The following is a 19947-nucleotide window of genomic DNA, read 5'->3' on the forward strand; positions in this document are numbered from 1 at the left end:
TTATGACCGCCCGCGCCCCGTTGAACCGAGCCGATGGGCGAACGGACCGACCCGGTCGACGAACCGGTCGAAGAACACCGCCGGGTCGACACCAATACCGATCAACGCGTTCGGCTTTCGGCCCCAGCGGCCCGACCAGTCGGTCACTGTCATGCCGCGGGTCAGCGTCCCGGTCAGCTCGACATCCACCGTCGCCGGCCGGGTGGCGAGCAACTGCGGGTCCAGTGCAACCGCCGCGGCCAACGGATCGTGCAGGTGGGCCTGATAACCGTGGCCGAGGTCGTGGTAGGACTCCAGGTAGAACCGCGCCGCGTCTTCGATCACCCGAATCAACGGGTTGGATGCCGACGACCGGGTGCCCCGCTCGTCGTGAACGCTGAGCACGGTGGTCGTAGCGTCTGCGGCCGCCGCCAGCCTGGCCAGGATTTGCGGTGTTATCGAGATGTTCCAGGTCACGTCGAGACCGCACAGAATCGGAAGCGATTGCGGCCGAGCCTCTTCCGAGGCCCAGGCAGCGAACACTTCAGCGGCCGCCTCAGGATCCACACCGATGTTCCATTCCGCCACGGGATTGATGTTGCCGCGGTAGTCATAGGCGCCGCCCATGATCGCCAGTCGACGCAGCAGCCTCGGCAGCGCGGGTTCCATGCGCAAAGCGAGCGCCAGGTTGGTCAGCGGGCCGGTAGCCAGCCCGATCAGCTCGCCCGGATAGGCGTGCGCCGCCTTGACCCAGGCTGTCGCCGCGTCGTCGCCGCTGAGCTGACGGGAGGCCGGCGGCAACTCCGCGTACCCCAAACCCCTTGGCCCGTGGACTTTTCCGACGGGAAGCGCGGGGGAGTTCAACGGGTGCTCGAGACCTCTCGATACCGGCACGCCGTCGACCCGGCACAGCTCGAGCAGGCCGAGGTTGTTCTCGACGACTTGATCCACACCGACGTTTCCGCCGGTCGAAGCGATCCCGACCAGGTCGGCCTCCGGGCTGGCCAGCAGGTATACCAGCGCGATGGCGTCGTCGACTCCGGTGTCGACATCGGCGAAAACCGGCGCGGCGGGCACCCGGCAACGATACCCGGGCACCCGAACTGCTCAGGCCGCGAACGTGATCACCAGCCCGTCGCGGTGGGCCGGCGCCGAGGCGTCGAGCGGCCGGATCAGCGTGCCGGGCTTGGACAGTGTCGTCGTCAGCAGGTGGCCCCCGTTCAAACGACCACCGAACTTTCGCCGCCGACGGTGTTGCGCCGGATCGGTCAGCAGCGAGGTGAGCAGCGCACTTTCGTCGAGGTGAGCAACCGACTGGCTGCCGCTATCGGGTCGTCGGCCACCGGTGCGGAATACCTGAACGCCGGCGCGGCTAAACGCCGGGCAGGCCGATCACCAGTGCACGCCGGGCACCAGCCGGACGGCCTGCTTGACCGACCGCGGAACGCGCACCCGGGCAAGCGCACGGGCGGGTCGCTTCGGTCGGCGTCGGGAAGACGGTCGCGCTTCAACGGTTTCCGGTGGCGTAGCACCTTGCGCCGCCGCTGAATCGGGATACCCGAGGTAGAGCTGATGCAGGATCCGCCGCGACAGCTTGGGGGCGAAGTAGTTCCCGGCCTCGGACAGAGTGCCCAACGGGGTGTCGATGCGGGCCGGCTTGTCGATCAGCCCGCGCACCACCATCGCCGCCGCGTGTTCTGCGGTGATCGGCGGTACCGGGTTGAGCCGACGGGAGGGCTTGATCATCGGTGTGGCCACTAACGGCATGTGGATGTTGGTGAACGTGATGTGGTCGGACAGCGTTTCGGTGGCGACCACTTCGGAGAATGCATCGAGTGCGGCCTTGGTGGGTAGATACGAGCTGTACTTGGGGCTGCGGGCCTGCACGCCGGCGCTGGACACGTTGACGACGTGACCGAACTTGCGCTCGCGCCAATGCGGCAGCAATGCCAGCACCATCCGAACCGCGCCGAAGTAGTTGACCGCCATCATCCGCTCGTAGTCGTGGAACCGGTCGGTGGCGTTGACCACCGAGCGGCGGATCGAGCGGCCGGCGTTGTTCACCAGGTAGTCGACGTGGTCGAAGCGGCCCAGGATGTCCTTGACTGTGTGCTCCACCGAGGCGGAATCGGTGACATCGCAGGTGAAGGCGTAAGCCTGGCCGCCGTTGGCGCGGATGTCGGCGACCAGGTCGTCGAGCGCCTCACCGTTGCGCGCCAGCGCGAACACCGTTGCGCCCCGCTGGGCGACGGCGATCGCCGCCGCTCGGCCGATGCCGCTGGAGGCACCGGTGATGATGACGTGCCGGCCCACCAGCGCGCCGGCCGGATCGTCGCGGCGGGCCCGGTCGGGATCCAGATGCTCGGCCCAGTAACGCCACAGCCTGGGTGCGTAGCTGGCGAACTCGGGGACGTCGACGCCGGTGCCGCGCAAGGCGTTTCGGGTGTTGTCGGAGATGAACCTGGGCGCCAGGTCGACGACGTCGAGAACCTCGGCGGGAATGCCCAGTTGGGTGGCCGCCATGTTGCGCCACACCTTGGCCCGCCCGCGCGCCTTCGTCACGGGTGCGGTGAGCGACCGGGGCAGCGATCCACGCAGCGGCGGCAGCCCGGCCGCGGCGGCGACTCCGCGGTAAATGCCCTGCAGCCCAATGGTTTTCGGCGCGGTCAGGTGGAACGTTTGGCCGTCGCGGCCGTCGGCGTGCATCAGGGCGACCAGCGCATCGGCGACGTAGTCGACCGGCACGATGTTGGTGCGGCCGGTGTCGGGCAGCATGATCGGGGTGAATTTCGGCAAAACCGCCAGCTTGGCCAGCACGCCGAAGAAGTAATAGGGTCCGTCGATCTTGTCCATCTCGCCGGTGCGCGAATCGCCCACCACCACCGCCGGACGGTAGATCCGATGGCGCAGCCCGGTGGCTTCGCGCACCAGCAACTCGGCTTCGAACTTGGTCTGATGATAGGGCGTCGGCAGTGACTGACCGACGTCGAAATCGGATTCGGTGTATTCGCCGCGGAAGTCTCCGGCCACCGCGATCGACGACACGTGATGCAGTGTCGCGTCGAGCCGGCGCGCGAGTTCGATCACCGCGCGAGTGCCCTCGACATTGGCTATGCGCTGCTCGGGCTCGGGGGCGGTGATGTCGTAGATCGCCGCGCAGTGCACCACATGCTCGACGCTGCCCAGCTCGGCAATAGCCGCCTCGGTCAACGCGAGATCAGGCTCGGCCAGGTCGCCCACCAGTGGTTTTGCTCGTTCACCCCATTGCTCGGCCAGGCGTTCGAACCGGCCCAGCGAGGGGCGGCGAACCATGACCCACACCTCGGCGTCGGGCCGTTCGTCCAGCAGGCGGGATACCAGTCGGCGCCCGATAAACCCGGTACCGCCGGTAACGACATAGCGCATGCAAGCCATCGTGGCCCTCGGCGCGGTCGCACGTCAACGCACTGTGACGCGATCGTGGAGGGTGTCCAACGGACGTCGGTTGGTCCCTGCAGCGGCCGCCGAGGTTGCTGTTCAGGGAACGTTCCGCAGACGCTTTTTCAAAGCTGCGATTCTGAGGAGCCGAATGGTTATGTTTATGGACCCGAACATGGGGCCCAGCCCGATATAGGTTCGAAGGGAGGTGGTGCCATGCAGTTCAAGGCTGCCGAACACATAGAAGCAGCCGAGAGTGAAGACAGCGGCGGGGATGGAGAAGGCCATTAACGATCCACGATCGGTAATCGTTTGCGTCGCAAAATCTATCTCGTCCTTCGACATCGGTTCGCCTTTGCGCAATTTATCTAGAACTTTTTTGGAGCTCCCGATTTCTTCGCTTAGCCGAGTGGGTGTGCGCCCCAGGAGTCGCTTTATGAAAATAAAGAAAAAAACGCCGAACACCATTTCCGCTATGCCCGCAAGTATTGTGAGGTAACCAAATATCCCCAATTTTAGCCACTCCTTTACGGAACAAAGACCCTGTTGTGCTGCAGACGAACCCATCCGGATGCCATTCGGTGGCGATGGTCTTCGCCGGTAAGATTCGCAGTTGTCGGTTCCCTTTCAGGCGTGAGTGCGTGCGGGCGATTGGGAAGTTACTGCGGGGTCGTCGTCTTCCCACAGCAGCAGTTGACGAACCGCGGAGCGGGGGCCGTATGGGCGAAGCATGGTGCTGGCCGGACGGGGCCGGACGCGTTGCGGCCACCAGAACCACCGCCCGAGCAGTGCGGCGACCGACGGCGTCATAAAGGACCGCACGATCAGGGTGTCGAACAGCAGCCCGAGGGCGATGGTGGTCCCGATCTGACCGAGAACCAACAAAGCGGCGAACACAAAGGAGGACATCGTGAAGGCGAACACCAGGCCGGCAGACGTCACGACCGCCCCGCTGCCGGCCATGGCGCGGATAATGCCCGTGTGTAAACCGGCGTGAATTTCCTCTTTGAACCGGGAGATCAGCAGCAAATTGTAGTCGGATCCCACCGCCAACAGGATGATGACGGACAGCGCAAGGCATATCCAATGACAACTTGATGCCTAAGATGTCTTGCCAGACGAGCACGGAAAGCCCGAAAGAGGCGCCTAACGAAAGAGCCACCGTGCCCACAATGACTATCGCGGCGACCAGGCTCCGGGTGATGATCAGCATGATAAGCAAGATCAGGCTCAGGGCGGCTATTGCCGCGATCATGAGATCGTATTTGGCGCCGTCGGCAATGTCCTTGTAAGTGGCCGCGGTGCCGGCGAGATAGACGTTGGAATCCCCTAAGGGGGTATTCTTCACGGCCTCTTTCGCCGCGTTGCGGATGGGATCGATGTGCGAGATGCCCTCGGGGGTCGCGGGATCACCTTCATGCAGGATGATCATGCGCGCGGCCTTACCGTCCGGCGACAGAAATAATTTGAGGCCGCGTTTGAACTCAGGGTTGACGAAAGCCTCCGGAGGTAAGTAGAAGGAATCGTCATTCTTCGCGGCGTCATAGGCTTGTCCCAGCGCCGTCGCAGTGTCGGTGCTAGCCCGGGTCTGGGCGCTGATCCCCGAATTGGTCGCATCAGTTGGACAGCGTCAGCGCTAGATTCTTCTCCTGGTCGGCGATCTGCGGCGGCAGCAGCGTCACTAGTTTCTGCTGGCCAGCGTCCAACTTGTCCAAACTTGCTGTCAGCTTCTCGAATTGTTCACTGAGTTGGTCGATGCCGTCGACGGCATCCCAGACGTTTCTGAACGCAAAGCAGGCCGGGATGTCGTAGCAATGCTTTTCCCAGTAAAAGTAGCTGCGAATTGGCCTGAAGAAGTCGTCGAAATTCGCGATCTTATCTCGCAGGTCGTTGATGATGCCGATCGTGTCGTGGAAGCTCTGGGTCTCGTCGTGCGTAGAGGCGGCGAGCTCTTTCTGCAAGACGTACTGCCGGTTCAAAATGCTGATGGTATCTCGCAGCGTGTTGGCTTGCTTGAGCAAGTCATCGGCGCGGTCTTTCTGGTACTGAAGGTTCTCGACGCTGCCGATGGTTCCTGCGCTGATCTGAAAAGCCAAGGACGTGTGCTCGATCGGGGTTCCCAACGGCCGGGTCATGGACTGCACCTGAGCGATGCCGGGCAGGTGGGCGACAGCTTTTGCCACCCGTTCCAAGTTGATCATGTCGGCCGGATCGCGCATATCGTGGTCGGTTTCGATCATCAGCAGTTCGGGATTGAGCCGGGCCTGGGAAAAGTGCCGCTCCGCGGCCGCATACCCGAGATTGGCCGGGGCACTGGCCGGCATGTAGGCGCGGGCGTCGTAATTCGTCTGGTATCCGGGCAGGGCGAGCAAACCGATGAGCGCGACCGCGGTAGCCACCACCAGGATGGGACCGGGCCAGCGAACGATCGCGGTGCCGATGCGCCGCCATCCTCGAGTCGCCACCATGCGCTTGGGGTCGAAGAGCCCGAATAGACTGCCCACGGTGATCACAGCCGGGGCTAAGGTGAGGGCGGCCACCAGGGCGACCACGATGCCAATCGCTGCGGGAACGCCCAGACTCTGAAAATAATTCAGCCGGGTGAAGCGCAGACAGAACACCGCTCCGGCAACGGTCAGGCCCGAGCCCAAAACCACGTGGGCGGTCCCGCGATACATGGTGTGGAAGGCGGTTTCCCGATCCTCGCCGCCGTGGCGCGCCTCGTGATACCGGCCGAGAAAAAAGATCGCGTAGTCCGTGCCGGCGGCGATGACCAGCAGCGTGAGCAGATTCGTCGAATACGTCGACAACCCGATCAACCCGGCGTTTCCCAGAAAGGCCACGATGCCCCTGGCCGCGGCCATTTCAATAACGACCGTGAACAGCACGACGACTGCAGTGACCACGGAACGGTAGACCCAAAACAACATCGCCAAGATCACCAATATCGTGATCACGGTGACCTTGAAGATACCTTTGCTGCCCACTTCGAACTGATCGGCGACCAGTGGCGCGGCGCCGGTCACATACGCTTTGACCCCGGGCGGTGCGGGCGTGTGAGCCACCAGGTCGCGGATGTTGTCGACGGACTCGTTGGCCAATGCATCGCCCTGATTGCCGGCCAGATACACCTGAACGTAGGCGGCCTTGCCGTCCTTGCTTTGGGAACCCGCCGCGGTCAACGGGTCCCCCCAGAAATCCTGGACGTGCTCGACATGTTTGGTGTCGTGCTCGAGCTTGCGGACCAGGGTGTTGTAGAACCGGTGCGCGGCGTCGCCTAGCGGCTTATCGCCTTCCAGGACGATCATGGCCGCACTGTCGGAATCGAACTCGTGAAACACTTTGCCCATGTGCTTCATCGCTTGAAACGACGGCGCATCCGGTGAATTCAGCGGCACGTTATGCGCTTTGGCGACGTCCTCCAGATTGGGCACGGCGATATTGCTGATGGCCGCCACGCCCACCCACAGCAGCAGAATCGGCACGCAAAGCCGCCGGATGGTGCGCGCCACTGCAGGCCTTGGGGCGTGACGCTCGTTCATGCCGACTTCACCAGGCAGAAGGTGTAGGCGTTCACTGCGTTGACGATCCTTTCGTCCTTGACTTCACCATCCACCGTGATGCGACAGCCCAGGGAAGGGCTGTTGCCCTGTGCCACAAGGTTGCTGAAGGCCCCTGGTTGTGTCGTCACCATCGTCAGCGACCACGGCAGGACGGCGTTTAAGACTTGGCGCGGCTCAACGTTGATGTCCACGTAGTTGATGGTTGCCACCGCTCCCGGATCGCCGAAGACCTCAAGGGTGATGTGCTTGGGATTGAACGGCTCAGTCTGTTCGGAGATGCCGCCGCCGGCCGACGTGTTGTTGTGCGACCCGAAGATCCCATGAAGCCGATAAACGCAAAACCCCGCGACAGCCACGATGACGACCGCGACCAGGACTATCCAATTTCGTCTGATCACGTGAGTAAGTGAAAACCCTTTCACGCGTTTTCCTTTCGCCCACCCAGACACATCGGTTCGCTGCCCGGCCTGTTACTTCGTAGGTCGGGTCAGGCTGGGGATCATGATGTCGTCGACGAGAGCCTGCACGGTCTGCCGTGTCGGGGGCCGGCCTTGGATGATCGACCGGAAGATGAGGTAGCCGGGCAGCAGGTCCCACAGCTCATCGTTAATGGCGGACGTCGCGATCTCGCCGCGGCCGACGGCCTCCTGAAAGACATGGCTGATCAACGCCTTTCGCTGGCCGATGAACTGTTGCTGCATCACGTCGTTGAGTGCGGGGTTGCGCGAAACCTCGACTAGCACCGCGCGAATGGTGCCGGCGTGCTGCTGAGCCTGCTGGCAGATCAGTTCTCCGAGGCGGAGTAAGTCATCCCGCAGCGTGCCGGTTTCGGGCGGGACGGCGACCTGGCGGATGCCCTCGATGAACGCGGCCAACACCAATTCGTCCTTCGACGGCCAGCGCCGGTACACGGTGGCTTTGCTGGCGCGGGCCGTGGCCGCCACGGCGTCCACTGTCAGCCGGTCATAACCGTGCTCTTGCAGGAGCTGCAGCGTCACGGCGAGCAACTCGGCCTCGCGCGGCGACCACGGTGACGGCTCCGTGGCCCGAGGGGCAGTCCGAGTCACCGGCTAACGATAGAACCGCGATGGCAGTACTGTCCAGTACCGTACCGCCAGGGCTTCTCGAAACGGCTGAGCGTGGGCTTGTGTCACAACTCCGGGCCATAGCTGGTGTTCCCGCAGTCGCACAACCACGTCCCACCTGGTCGAGGTCGGCGTGACGGTCTATCGGTTCATTGGAGAACCACACATGCACGTGCTTTCCGGCGGTGACCGCGCGCTGACGTTTTCTCAGTAATTTCCGCGTTGGAGAGTCGATAGTACGATGGCCGCTGCAACAACTGCGCCAATCCTGTTTGGGCACAGGCGGATTCGACGGAGGCAGCGCCAACGTTGTTTGAGTTCGGCGTTGGCGCGTTCACCGATGGCGCGCGCCGCGGTGAGCAGCATGTTGCAGCTCTGATTCTCCACGTCCAGGCCGTGGCCCTTGACCGGAGTGTGCACCCCGATCCCGGCACCTTCGTAGCCCTTGTCGGCCAAGGTCGGCACCCCGTCGGCCGCGGACTTGTACAACGCGCCCAGACAGTACTCGCGGGCGGCAGTGATGTCGTGAACACTGCCCGGTTCGACCTCACTGGACCACACCGGGAACCCGCCCGGGTCGGCCAGTATCTGCACATTGCCGCCCTGGGTCTTGTGCTTGCCCGAATACCACAGGTGATGGCCGTTGTCGTTGCGCTCGTCCACCCGATCGATGGCGATCAGCGTTCCGTCCAACGTCACGTGCGACCACTGTTCCCGCTTGGCCCGCTCAAGCACTTCGTGCAGGTCGGGGGCCTGTTTGGCGATCACGTCGATCGCCTCGTGCAGGTAGCGGTAGGAGGTGGAGATCGGCAGGGCGGCCTCGAAGGCGAGCAGTCGTATTGGGGCGTCGTCACGAAACCACCGCAGCACCAACTTCGCCTGGGCGCGGGCCGTGCCGGCACGTCGTCCGGCACGGGTTCTGATCTCGCGCCGGTGGGCGTGCAGCAGCGCGGTTACATGCAGCAGGGTTTCCTGCGGGACGTCGCAGATGGCAGAGTAGGTGAACACGTGGGGTCCTTTGCAGCGGTACGGCTTTCTTGGTCGAAACCGAATCCTCAAGCAAGGACCCCACGTCCCGCCGCTACGACACGCCTGAAACTCCAGTCACAACAAACTCACAAGCCCCAAGTGAGAAAACCTCAATGACGTTTTCTCAGTAATTTCCGCGTTGGAGAGTCGATAGTACGATCGCGGCGGCAACAACTGCGCCAATCCTGGTTGGACACAGGCGGATTCGACGGAGGCAGCGCCAACGCTGTTTGAGTTCGGCGTTGGCGCGTTCACCGATGGCACGCGCCGCGGTGAGCAGCATGTTGTAGCTCTGATTCTCCACGGCCAGGCCGCGGCCCTTGACCGGAGTGTGCACCCCGATCCCCGCTCCTTCGTAGCCCTTGTCGGCCAGCGTCGGCACCCCGTCGGCCGCGGACTTGTACAGCGCGCCCAGGCAGTGCGCGCGGGCGGCGGTGATGTCGTGCACGCTGCCCGGCTCGACCTCGCTCGACCACACCGGGAACCCGCCCGGGTCGGCCAGTATCTGCACATTGCCGCCCTGGGTTTTGTGCTTGCCCGAATACCACCGGTGATGGCCGGCCTCGTTGCGCTCGTCCACCCGGTCGATGGCGATCAGCGTCCCGTCCAGCGTCACGTGCGACCACTGTTCGGCCTTGGCCCGGTCGAGCACTTCGTGCAGGTCAGGAGCTTGTTCGGCGATCACGTCGATCGCCTCGTGCAGATAGCGGTAGCTGGTGGAGATCGGCAGCCCAGCCTCCATCGCCAACAACCGGATCGGGGCGTCGTCGCGGAACCACCGCAGCACCAGCTTGGCCTGCGTGCGCACCGTACCCGACCGCCGCCCGGCCCGCGTTCTGATCTCGCGCCGGTGAACGTGCAGCAGCGCGGTCACATGCAGCAGGGTTTCCTCCGGCACGTCGCAGATGGCAGAGTAGGTGAACACGTGGGGTCCTTTGCAGCGGAGCGGGTTTCCTCGTCGAAACCGAATCCTTGAGCAAGGACCCCACGCCCAGCCACTACGACACGCCGAAAACTCCAGTCACACCAGACTCACGAGCCCCAAGTGAGAAAACCTCAATATACCGGGCGGCCTGGAATGCCAAGTCCTTGGCGGGCAAATAGTGTTTCAGCAAGATATTGACGCCGTCATCAACTCTTTTCCGGCGTCCGTGTCGGACGAAAACGAATCCAATACAGTTTTGATTGCAACCCTTCAGAACCTGCTTCTCACCGAACAGAATCTGAGTACAATTCTCTCCGAAATCGACACCAACAACAACCTTGAGCAACCAATCAGTCTGACCGGTCTCAACGTTACATTGGTGCTCGCTGACGCGGCCATCATTACCGACGTCAGCATTGCCGCCGGTATCTACGCGCTGTTCGCGCTGGAACCGCTCACCGGAGAGCTCGTCACCGTCAGCGCCGCCGGCACCTACACCGTCCCTGTCCCGTCTGGCGCGAAGTTCGTGGACATCGTCCTGATTAGCGGCGCCGGTGGTGGCGGCGGCTACAACGCCGCTGGCTCGGGCACCGGCGGTAACGGGGGAGACACCACGGCCACCCCCACGGGAGGTTCGACGTTGACCGCAGCGGGCGGTACCGGCGGCGCCAGCAGCGAGACTGCAGCCGCCAGCGCCGGCGGGTCACCGGGCAACGAATCCTTTGACGGCCAAAACTACACCGGCGGCACCGGGGGCGCAGTGGGTAACAACAGCGCCGGCGGCAACGGTACGGCGCCCGGCGGCGGCGGCGGGGGCGGTGGCTCATTCGGCAGCTTCGGCGGGCAAGGCGGGGCCGCCGGCGCATGGGCCACAGAAACCATCGCCATCACCTCCGGCATCACCGAGATCACCGGCAGCGTCGGCGCGGGCGGTACCGCCGGCGCCGCGATCAACACCGCAAAGGGCGGCGCCGGCGGCGCCGGCAGAGCGTTCTTCTACTTCTACAGCTGATCCTCGATAGAATGGGTAGAGAGGGGGGTGCTTTCAATGACTATGCAGGTCTCGCCAACGCCGTGGCGGCGCACGATACGCGCAATAACCGCTGGAGCGGTCGCCATGGCTGCGCTTGCCGGCGCACTACTAACCGTCGGGGCTGCGTTGCTCAGCCACGGCGGCGCCCCCTGGTGGGTTTCGGCGCAACCCCACATCCAGGCGATTGGTCCCTTCATTAACATATGCGACGGTCCCCACGTCCGTTACCTCAAGCAACCCGGTTATGTGCCTCCACCCTGGTGCCAGGGCACATCGTGGTACCACGGACCAAACGAAGATCCAGCACCGGGCGATGCTCCACCACCGCCCATCGACGCCGTAGCGGGAAACCTTGTGAGCGGCGTAGGGCCGACTGGCCCCGGTGAAGGTACCGTCCTTTCCTGATGAGCGGCCTGTGACCATGGTCGGTACAGGATCTCCTGAACACGGCCAGGTTCAAGGCTGTTGCGGACAAGGCGTAATTCCGCGTGGGGCGGGCAGCTGGTCGTGTTATGTCGGCCTCGGACGTTGGATGTTGGGGCGGCCGGGCGGTGAGAGTCGGGCAAAATGAGCCGCGGGGCCGGCGCGGATCTCGCCGGCAATCCGAATGTGTGTCGATGCGATACCGAAGCGACCGCTCATCGTGATTTGTCCTTCACAGCGGCGGAAGGGACCCGCCCTGGCCCTGGATATTCCCCGGCCGGGTATTCATTGATAGTTTTCAGATTAGGCCGACACCGAGCCTTGACTGACAGGTGAAACGAAGGCTACTAGTAAAGGCTATGACTGCACCCGTCTTGTCCGACGCGCTAACGCTGTTCGACGATACAATCACCACATCCGTCACCGCCGCTCAATTGCTGGTAAATACTGCCGCACCCGGCGCCGTGCAATCAGGCATAGACTTTGCTGCTCTAGGCTCGGCCCTTCTTGACTTCGGACAGGTAGGGGGCGACGTCGGGAACGTGTTTGCCCAAGATTTTCAAGCCGTGATCAACGAAGCGTTAACGGCCGGTATCCTAGCATCATCGATTGTCGCAGATATCGAAACGGCGATTTCGACTGCTGCGACGATTGCTGCGGCTGCGGGTGGGGCAGCCGCAGCCGCAGTCCCAACAGTCAGCAGCGTTCTGGCGCAAGTGCAGGAACAAATCACCACTAACGCAACTTATTTGAACACGGTTTTCCAGAATGCGAAGGGTCAGCCCGCAAGTAATTTGCCGGCCGGCCTGGAAGCCCAAGTCCTTGGCGGGCAAATAGTGTTTCAGCAGGATATTGAGGTTTTCTCACTTGGGGCTTGTGAGTTTGTTGTGACTGGAGTTTCAGGCGTGTCGTAGCGGCGGGACGTGGGGTCCTTGCTTGAGGATTCGGTTTCGACCAAGAAAGCCGTACCGCTGCAAAGGACCCCACGTGTTCACCTACTCTGCCATCTGCGACGTCCCGCAGGAAACCCTGCTGCATGTAACCGCGCTGCTGCACGCCCACCGGCGCGAGATCAGAACCCGTGCCGGACGACGTGCCGGCACGGCCCGCGCCCAGGCGAAGTTGGTGCTGCGGTGGTTTCGTGACGACGCCCCAATACGACTGCTCGCCTTCGAGGCCGCCCTGCCGATCTCCACCTCCTACCGCTACCTGCACGAGGCGATCGACGTGATCGCCAAACAGGCCCCCGACCTGCACGAAGTGCTTGAGCGGGCCAAGCGGGAACAGTGGTCGCACGTGACGTTGGACGGAACGCTGATCGCCATCGATCGGGTGGACGAGCGCAACGACAACGGCCATCACCTGTGGTATTCGGGCAAGCACAAGACCCAGGGCGGCAATGTGCAGATACTGGCCGACCCGGGCGGGTTCCCGGTGTGGTCCAGTGAGGTCGAACCGGGCAGTGTTCACGACATCACTGCCGCCCGCGAGTACTGTCTGGGCGCGTTGTACAAGTCCGCGGCCGACGGGGTGCCGACCTTGGCCGACAAGGGCTACGAAGGTGCCGGGATCGGGGTGCACACTCCGGTCAAGGGCCACGGCCTGGACGTGGAGAATCAGAGCTGCAACATGCTGCTCACCGCGGCGCGCGCCATCGGTGAACGCGCCAACGCCGAACTCAAACAACGTTGGCGCTGCCTCCGTCGAATCCGCCTGTGCCCAAACAGGATTGGCGCAGTTGTTGCAGCGGCCATCGTACTATCGACTCTCCAACGCGGAAATTACTGAGAAAACGTCGCTGTATCTCTTCGGCGGTACCGGAAACTGCCGCTGCGGTGGCCTGCCCGAGACGACTGTCGAACAACGCAATCACGATGTCGGTATCGTCCACCAATTGCTCGTTTATCACGCCTTGGCCGCCGGCGCTGCCGAGGCGTGGCACGGAATCCAACTTCCATTGGCGCGGCAGCAAGATCACCTGAGCGGATTCGGCGCGTGAGCCATTCCAGCCGTGCAGGCTCTCCACGACGGCGGCGACTTCATCCCCCGTGTCGCCCGGCGACGAGATCAGGACTTTGAGGACGAGTGCTTCAAACATCGCTTCGGTCACCAAGTTCCGATTGTCGAAGTCGCCATATCACCAACTTAGCTTGCTTTGCTGCACGATATTGCCCGTATGTTGCATGACCAGCCCTAAAACAGCGAGATACCTTGTGCCACATATGTTTTAGTTGTGGTCCCGGCTGGGATCGAACCAGTCGCCCTTCCGTTCAGACGCTCTGATCGAGCAGACCCAAAGGTTTTTAGACAGGGTTCCGGCGTTGTTGACTTCCGGCTCTGTTACCTGCGGTGACGGACTTGGATAGTTCGGCGTTTCGCTGCGAGGCAGACACGGGCTTCTCGAGGACGATTAAGTTTCCTGTGCTCGATCGTCCGGTTGGAGTCGCCCGTGCCTGCCCGTTCAGTATCACCCGAGCCGTCCGTCGCGGAGGCGCTGGATCGCTGGCGCGCCGGGGAGCGTGTCGACGTGGTGAGTTCGAAGTTCCGGGACGTGTTGGCGTCGGTTCCGGACCCGCGTGATCGGCGTGGATGCCGCTACTCGCTGATGGCGCTGCTGGCGATCGCGATCCTGGCGACGGCGGCCGGAATGCGCGGGTACGCGGGATTCGCCACGTGGTCGCGGACTGCTCCAGAAGACGTGATGGCGCAGTTGGGGATTCGGTTCCGCTGCCCGAGCGAGAAGACGTTCCGTTCGGTGCTGTCTCGGCTGGATCCGGTTGATCTGGACCGCCGCTTGGGCGCCTACTTCACTACCCTGGCCGTCACGCAGGACGCAGCCGACGGCGGGCTGCTGGCGGTCGCGTTGGACGGCAAGACGCTGCGCGGTGCGCGGCGTTTGGGGTCGACGGCGGCGCATCTGGTGGCGGTGTTCGCCCACCGTACCCGGCTGGTGCTCGGCCAGCTCGCTGTTGCGGAGAAGAGCAACGAAATCCCTTGCGTGCGTATGCTGCTCAAGCTTCTGCCGCGGGTGCGGCTGCTGGTCACCGTGGATGCGATGCACACCCAGACCGCTACCGCCAGACTGATCTGCGCCACCCTGAAGTCGCACTACCTGATGATCGTGTTATGCCGTTGCTGGGACTATGCCGAGTCTGTGGGTGTTCAGGGCGGAGAGTGGTTGTGGGGCGGCATGTCTGGGGTCGGTGCCGGATCGAGCATCGGCATAGTTGCGGTTCCCGGTTGATGCTCATTGTTGCGGGCACGGTGCCTGCAACGAGGAGGTCGAGATGGGAACTGTGTCGTGTTGCCGTATCCGGGGCGTGCTGGCCGAATACGAGTTCGGGTTCAGGGTCGAGCTGGCATCGTTGGGGTATACGCCCTCGTCGATCGAGTGGAAGATCAACGACGCGAGCCGGCTGAGCCGGTGGATGACCGCGCGAGGCCTGCCGCCGAGTGGGCTCGACGGTGATCATCTGGCAGCCTTCGTCGCTGAGTTCGCGGCATCACGGAAGACGCCGCCGAGCCGCGGGAGGTTCGAGCAGCTACTGCGGTTTCTGCGCTCGCGGGGCGCCGGAGTGCCCGGCACTGTCGCCGAGCCGGACAGACTTGACGGGCTGATGGCCGCTTATCGGGGCTGGATGGTGGATCAGCGTGGTCTTGCCGTGCGCACGATGGAACGCTACGAGAGGACGGCCCGGCGGTTCCTCGAGCAGTGCGGATCTGCGGATGTGGGGATCGGATCGCTGACGGCGCGGTCGGTGACCGATTTCCTGCTCGGCGTGGTGTCGCGGGGGTTGTCCACCGGGTCGCTGCGTGCGAACGTTTCCGAGTTGCGCTCGGTGCTGCGGTTCTTGTACGTCAACGGCCTGATCGACGCGCCGCTGGTACAGGCGATCCCGCCGGTGCCCGGCTGGAAGGGTGTGGCGGTCCCTGCGCGGATGCCGGCCGGGCTGGTTCAGGAAGTGCTGGATAGCTGTGATCGCAGCACTGCGGCGGGGACCCGGGATTTCGCAATGCTGACCCTGCTGGCACGCCTTGGGCTGAGGGCCTGCGAGGTGGCCGGGTTGACCCTGGACGACCTGCGGTGGCGTGACGGCGAGGTGGTGGTGCGCGGCAAGTCGCGGCGCACCGACCGCATCCCACTGCCCGTCGACGTCGGCGCCGCTGTTGCGGAGTATCTGCGCGCGGCCCGCCCCACGGCGCAGACCAGGGCCGTATTCGTGACCGTGCGCGCACCGCACCGGCCGTTGTGTCCGGCAGCGGTCAGCCAGACGGTGTGGCGGCAGTGTGACAAGGCCGGGCTGCCTGGGGTGCGGGCGCACGCACTGCGTCATGCACTGGCAACGAACCTGCTTGACCGCGGGGTGCGCCTGCCCGAGATCGGCCAACTGTTACGGCATGTCGATCTAGCCACGACCGCGATCTACGCGAAGGTCGACTACACGGCGCTACGGGAGCTGGCACCGGCATGGACGGCGGCGGCACGATGAGCGCCCTCGAAACGTCCTTGGACGACTATCTGCGGCTACGGCGCGCCTTCGGGCACAAGCTAGCCGGCGCCGAGCGGTATTTACGACAGTTCATCGCAAGGCTCGACGCGGCCGGCACGCAAGTGATCACGATGCCAGACGTGCTGGCGTTCGTGTCTGATCCGCGACTTGCCCCGGGCTCCGTCGTTGCGCAGCACCGGCTGATGGCAGTACGCGGCTTCGCCCGCTACCTGGGCGCAGCCGAGCCGCGCACCGAGATCCCGCCAGCCGGCCTGGTCGCCTACCGTGCCCGCCGCCGGAATCCGTACCTGTTCACCGACTGCGATATCGAGGCCTTGGTGCGCTGCGCGCGGGCCGGCACACGGTCGCCGTTCCGGGCGAACACCCTGGAAACAATGATCAGGCTGCTGATGATCACGGGCATGCGGGTAGGTGAGGCGATTCGCCTTGGCCGCGGCGACATCGACTGGGATGAGGCTGTCATCCGGATCCGGGACAGCAAATTCGGCAAGGGCCGGGACCTGCCGGTGTCCCCTTCGACCATCGCGGCGCTGCGCAGCTACGCAGACAGCCGCGATCGGCGGGGCAGCGTCGACATCGACCGGTTCTTCGTGTCGCTAGCCGGCACCCCGGTCGACTACAACCACTTCCGCGCAACGTTCCGCAAAGCAGTCGACGCCGCCGGCATCGCGCACGGCCGACCGAGCCCGCCACACATTCATGATCTCCGACACCGATTCGCGATCAGCACCGTGACCGGCTGGTATAGCCAAGGCCGCGATGTCCAGGCGCTGTTGCCCCGGCTGTCGACCTACCTCGGGCACCGCGATCCGGTCTCCACCTACTGGTATCTGACCGCCACTCCCGATCTTCTCGCCCAGGCCGCCGTCCGGCTCGAAGAAGCCGCATCGAAGGCAGCGGGCCGATGACCGCCGTCGCCACCACGCTGGAGATGTTCTTCATCGAGCGGCTCACCCGGCAGCGACAAGTCAGCCCGCAAACCGTCGCCTCCTACCGGGACTCGCTGCAACTGCTGCTGCGCTTCGTGAACGAACAGACCGGCAAGGAACCGTGCACCCTGGACTGGGCCGACTTGGACGAGCCGGTGATCTCATCGTTCCTGGACCATCTGCAAACCCGGCGGGGAAACAGCGCACGCACCCGCAACCTACGGCTGACCGCGATCCGGGCGCTGTTCCGCTACGCCGCGTTCCGCCACCCCGAGCACGCCGCCGTCATCCAACGAGTACTGGCCATCCCGGCCAAACGGGCCGACAAGCGCACCGTCACATTCCTGGCCGGCGATGAAGCGGCAGCCCTGATCGACGCCCCGGACCGCGCTCGCTGGGAAGGCCGCCGCGACCACGCCTGGCTGGCGTTGGACATCCAGACTGGACTGCGGGTTTCCGAACTGATCGGGCTGAACTGTGGCGACATCACGTTGGGCCCCGGAGCGCACCTGAGATGCGAAGGCAAAGGCCGCAAGCAACGCGCCGTTCCGTTGACCGCCACCATCCAGGCGGTACTCGCGAACTGGATCGCCGAGCTCGCCGGCAGGCCCGGCGATCCGCTATTCCCGACCCGCAGTGGGCGGCGCCTGAGTAGGGACGCGATCGAGCAGCGCATCGCGGTGCACGCCCACAAGGCCGCCCAGAGCTGCCCCTCCCTGAAGGCCAGACACCTGCACCCCCACGTCCTCAGGCACACCTGCGCCGTCGCACTGCTCCAAGCCGGTGTCGACACCTCCGTGATCGCTCTCTGGCTTGGTCACGCCGACGTCCGATCAACGAACCCATACCTGCACGCTGACCTGACCATCAAGGAAAAAGCCCTCGCCATAACCGCCCAACCGACCGTCGCACCGGGACGCTACCGGCCCTCCGACACCGTCCTCGCCTTCCTCGAAGGCCTGTAACTATGCCGATGCTCGATCCGGTACCGACCCCAGACATGCCGCCCCACAACCACTCTCCGCCCGAACACCCACAGACTCGGCATAGTCCCAGCAACGGCATAACACGATCTATGCCGATATCGGCATAGACCGTCAAGTCGAATCAGCCCGGCCTGCTGGCCCGCATCGTCGCGCTGCCCTGGGCCCAGGTCCCGCCCACCGCCACCGACGACAGCCGCGGCCACGGCCGAGTCGAGACCAGGACACTGCAAACACTCACCGCCGCAAGGGGAATCGGATTCCCCTACGCCAAACAGATCGTCCGAATCACCCGCGAACGGCTGGTCACCGCGACCGGGCAACGCACCGTCGAGATCGTCTATGCCATCTGCAGCCTGCCGTTCGAGCACGCCCGGCCCGCCATGATCGCGCGCTGGCTGCGCCACCATTGGGGGATAGAGAATCGGGTGCACTGGGTGCGCGATGTCACCTTCGACGAGGACCGATCCACCACGCGCACCGGCAACGCGGCTCAGGTCCTGGCCTCGCTGCGCAACACCGCGCTCAACCTGCACCGCCTCGACCGGGCCGACAACATCGCCGAGGCCTGCCGCGCAACTGCCTTCAGCACCGACCGCGGACTTCACCTGCTCACCGAGCATCGAAACACCTGGTCACACGCGTGCTAATCAACAACGCCTGAGCCCTGATGGATCGCTGGGCAGTTGGGTGTGACGAGGCAGGCGGTCCGATGGATTCTTTGCGCTACGAGGAACGTAAGGGCCGCTAGAGGATTGCGGTATGGACGAGTTGGTGCCGACAGCAGCAGTGGCCGCGATCTTGAGCGCCAGCAGTTCATCGCCGCGGCCGCCTAAACCTCGCCTAAACCAATGCCCATGATAGGGCCGGATAAATCAAGACAGTGAGCGCGATCAGAACAGTTCGGTGCGGTCGGTGATGGTGTACGCGCGGGTTGCCGTGCATGCGGCGAAGTTCCCCTCTCTGTCAACCTGGATTGAGGCACCCGCCCCCTGGCAATTGGTGACCCCGAGGGCGGGGATGGAGAGACTCCCCGAAATGACAAGCAAGGTGACGACGTTGGCTCGCGCGGCCGGGATGGAAGATCCTGGTCGGGTGGCTGATGTTGCAACGCAACGTCCCGATCCCGAGGTGCCCGAACGGGCCCGGTGGCGGACGTTCACCGCGAAGTACAAGCTGGAGGTCCTGGCCGCCTACGACGCGGCACCCGACGGTGAGAAGGGCGCGGTGCAGCTCGACGAGGTGGGCTTCCTGGTGCGGGCTGAGTTTGGGTTTCTTGCCGCGGAGCCGACCTTTGGCTTTCGCAACGGCCATTCCTTCTCGGGTGCGGGCCCGGGCGAGGTTGGCCTCAAATTCGGGGGTCCAAGATCACTATTTGGAAACTGTTCGGCGCGTTGCGGTGCGTAGTAAACATTGTCTATTAAAAATTGAGCCAGTGTCGACGGTCGACTCCGGTGCGGCTACGCGGTTCTGCTGCACCGTCTGATTGCATAAACACAGATCTGAGTCCGGACAGAAGTCCTAATAGAGGAGTGGACGTTGATGACAACCTTCGATCGAGCCAAGGTCACAGCGGTTGCCAGCGCTGGCTTGTGCGGGGCCGCTATTGCGTTGAGCTCCAACGCGGGTGCGGTCCCGCTGATGACGGGTGGCTACGCCTGTGTCCAGGGATTGGCGGGTGAGGCTGCTCCGGCAGGAGTTGCCGGTGGACCGGTGGTCGCTGCGGTGTGCGTTCCTCCTGCGCTCTCCGGCGTCGCCGGTCCTGCGGGCGTTCCGGTTCCTGCGGGCGTGCCGGTTCCTGCGGGCGTGCCGGTTCCCGCGGGCGTGCCGCTAATTGCGCTTGGGCCGGTGGGCGCTCCGGTGGCGGCTGACGATCCGGCGCCGGCTGGTCCCTTCGGCGGCAAGGGTGCGCCGACCGGCCCGGCGCCGGCCGGCGGACCCGTGCCCGGTCAGCCGATCCAGCCCGGCCCCCCTTCGGCCTAGCTACTTCGACCTGAAAAACCCCCGCGTGTGGTGAGCGGGTGTGCTGGCTGTGCCCAATTTGGCGCATGAATGTTGCTTCGGCGGTGT

At 64.1% G+C, this 19947-nt stretch carries 15 protein-coding genes and 4 pseudogenes; 9 read left to right on the forward strand and 10 right to left on the reverse strand.

The genetic code is table 11. The features are described from left to right. From M5I08_RS08245 to M5I08_RS08280, 8 genes and pseudogenes are all read right to left on the reverse strand, one after another. A complete protein-coding gene (locus M5I08_RS08245; RefSeq protein ID WP_219067499.1) occupies positions 1-1056 on the reverse strand; it encodes a nucleoside hydrolase in 1056 nt (351 codons plus the stop codon). A 315-nt stretch (positions 1057-1371) separates the two neighbouring features. Then, positions 1372-3384: an SDR family oxidoreductase gene (locus M5I08_RS08250; RefSeq protein WP_219067500.1), complete on the reverse strand. Its 2013-nt coding sequence runs from the start codon at positions 3382-3384 to the stop codon at positions 1372-1374. A gap of 111 nt (positions 3385-3495) precedes the next feature. After that, entirely contained in the window at positions 3496-3909 is a 414-nt protein-coding gene (locus M5I08_RS08255) for a hypothetical protein (RefSeq protein WP_219067511.1), read from the reverse strand. Positions 3910-4023: 114 nt separating this feature from the next. Next, positions 4024-6938: pseudogene (locus M5I08_RS08260) on the reverse strand (MMPL/RND family transporter). Then, positions 6935-7381 carry an MmpS family transport accessory protein gene (locus M5I08_RS08265; protein WP_219070834.1) on the reverse strand — a complete coding sequence of 149 codons (447 nt, stop codon included), beginning with the start codon at positions 7379-7381 and terminating at the stop codon, positions 6935-6937. Before M5I08_RS08265 ends, M5I08_RS08260 begins: the two are co-directional and overlap by 4 nt. A gap of 48 nt (positions 7382-7429) precedes the next feature. Further along, positions 7430-8026 (reverse strand): TetR/AcrR family transcriptional regulator, encoded by a 597-nt coding sequence (locus M5I08_RS08270; protein ID WP_219070833.1) that lies wholly within the window; start codon positions 8024-8026, stop codon positions 7430-7432. A gap of 225 nt (positions 8027-8251) precedes the next feature. Continuing rightward, entirely contained in the window at positions 8252-9052 is an 801-nt protein-coding gene (locus tag M5I08_RS08275) for a transposase family protein (RefSeq protein WP_249763201.1), read from the reverse strand. Positions 9053-9197: 145 nt separating this feature from the next. Beyond that, positions 9198-9998: a transposase family protein gene (locus M5I08_RS08280; protein ID WP_249762759.1), complete on the reverse strand. Its 801-nt coding sequence runs from the start codon at positions 9996-9998 to the stop codon at positions 9198-9200. A gap of 256 nt (positions 9999-10254) precedes the next feature. Between M5I08_RS08280 and M5I08_RS08285 the strand changes: the two genes are divergently transcribed. From M5I08_RS08285 to M5I08_RS08295, 3 genes are all read left to right on the forward strand, one after another. Then, a complete protein-coding gene (locus M5I08_RS08285) occupies positions 10255-11010 on the forward strand; it encodes a hypothetical protein (RefSeq protein WP_219070873.1) in 756 nt (251 codons plus the stop codon). Positions 11011-11813: 803 nt separating this feature from the next. Next, entirely contained in the window at positions 11814-12368 is a 555-nt protein-coding gene (locus tag M5I08_RS08290; RefSeq protein WP_219070872.1) for a hypothetical protein, read from the forward strand. A 73-nt stretch (positions 12369-12441) separates the two neighbouring features. Further along, on the forward strand, positions 12442-13242 hold the full coding sequence (locus M5I08_RS08295; RefSeq protein ID WP_249763201.1) for a transposase family protein: 801 nt from the start codon (positions 12442-12444) through the stop codon (positions 13240-13242). Here the strand turns inward: M5I08_RS08295 and M5I08_RS08300 are convergent. Beyond that, positions 13133-13564, reverse strand: coding sequence for a hypothetical protein (locus tag M5I08_RS08300; protein WP_249763202.1), 432 nt, complete (start codon positions 13562-13564; stop codon positions 13133-13135). The genes M5I08_RS08295 and M5I08_RS08300 overlap by 110 nt on opposite strands. A gap of 339 nt (positions 13565-13903) precedes the next feature. Here M5I08_RS08300 and M5I08_RS08305 point away from each other — a divergent pair. The 5 genes and pseudogenes from M5I08_RS08305 to M5I08_RS08325 all read left to right on the forward strand — a co-directional run. Then, positions 13904-14578 (forward strand): annotated as a pseudogene (locus tag M5I08_RS08305) (ISAs1 family transposase); the annotation flags it as partial. 163 nt (positions 14579-14741) lie between these two features. Then, positions 14742-15944 carry a site-specific integrase gene (locus M5I08_RS08310; protein WP_219070837.1) on the forward strand — a complete coding sequence of 401 codons (1203 nt, stop codon included), beginning with the start codon at positions 14742-14744 and terminating at the stop codon, positions 15942-15944. Continuing rightward, positions 15941-16873 (forward strand): tyrosine-type recombinase/integrase, encoded by a 933-nt coding sequence (locus tag M5I08_RS08315; RefSeq protein ID WP_249762920.1) that lies wholly within the window; start codon positions 15941-15943, stop codon positions 16871-16873. The genes M5I08_RS08310 and M5I08_RS08315 overlap by 4 nt, the downstream gene beginning before the upstream one ends. Next, positions 16870-17859: a tyrosine-type recombinase/integrase gene (locus M5I08_RS08320; protein ID WP_219070835.1), complete on the forward strand. Its 990-nt coding sequence runs from the start codon at positions 16870-16872 to the stop codon at positions 17857-17859. Before M5I08_RS08315 ends, M5I08_RS08320 begins: the two co-directional genes overlap by 4 nt. A 131-nt stretch (positions 17860-17990) precedes the next feature. Then, positions 17991-18527 (forward strand): annotated as a pseudogene (locus M5I08_RS08325) (ISAs1 family transposase); the annotation flags it as partial. A 571-nt stretch (positions 18528-19098) separates the two neighbouring features. Here the strand turns inward: M5I08_RS08325 and M5I08_RS08330 are convergent. Further along, positions 19099-19233 (reverse strand): annotated as a pseudogene (locus M5I08_RS08330) (recombinase family protein); the annotation flags it as partial. Positions 19234-19419: 186 nt separating this feature from the next. Here M5I08_RS08330 and M5I08_RS08335 point away from each other — a divergent pair. Next, the gene (locus tag M5I08_RS08335; RefSeq protein WP_219070733.1) at positions 19420-19860 is read left to right on the forward strand and encodes a hypothetical protein; all 441 of its coding nucleotides are present in this window, start codon (positions 19420-19422) and stop codon (positions 19858-19860) included. Positions 19861-19947: the final 87 nt, after the last annotated feature.

The organism is Candidatus Mycobacterium methanotrophicum (assembly GCF_023515995.1).
GTDB classification, from domain to species: Bacteria; Actinomycetota; Actinomycetes; order Mycobacteriales; family Mycobacteriaceae; genus Mycobacterium; species Mycobacterium methanotrophicum.

What these genes read in the sequence shown, in the direction of transcription:
- M5I08_RS08250 (WP_219067500.1), bottom strand. Translation starts at nt 3,384, where the DNA reads ATGCGCTATGTCGTTACCGGCGGTACCGGGTTTATCGGGCGCCGACTG.
- M5I08_RS08290 (WP_219070872.1), top strand. Translation starts at nt 11,814, where the DNA reads ATGACTGCACCCGTCTTGTCCGACGCGCTAACGCTGTTCGACGATACA.
- M5I08_RS08310 (WP_219070837.1), top strand. Translation starts at nt 14,742, where the DNA reads ATGGGAACTGTGTCGTGTTGCCGTATCCGGGGCGTGCTGGCCGAATAC.
- M5I08_RS08315 (WP_249762920.1), top strand. Translation starts at nt 15,941, where the DNA reads ATGAGCGCCCTCGAAACGTCCTTGGACGACTATCTGCGGCTACGGCGC.
- M5I08_RS08320 (WP_219070835.1), top strand. Translation starts at nt 16,870, where the DNA reads ATGACCGCCGTCGCCACCACGCTGGAGATGTTCTTCATCGAGCGGCTC.
- M5I08_RS08335 (WP_219070733.1), top strand. Translation starts at nt 19,420, where the DNA reads ATGACAACCTTCGATCGAGCCAAGGTCACAGCGGTTGCCAGCGCTGGC.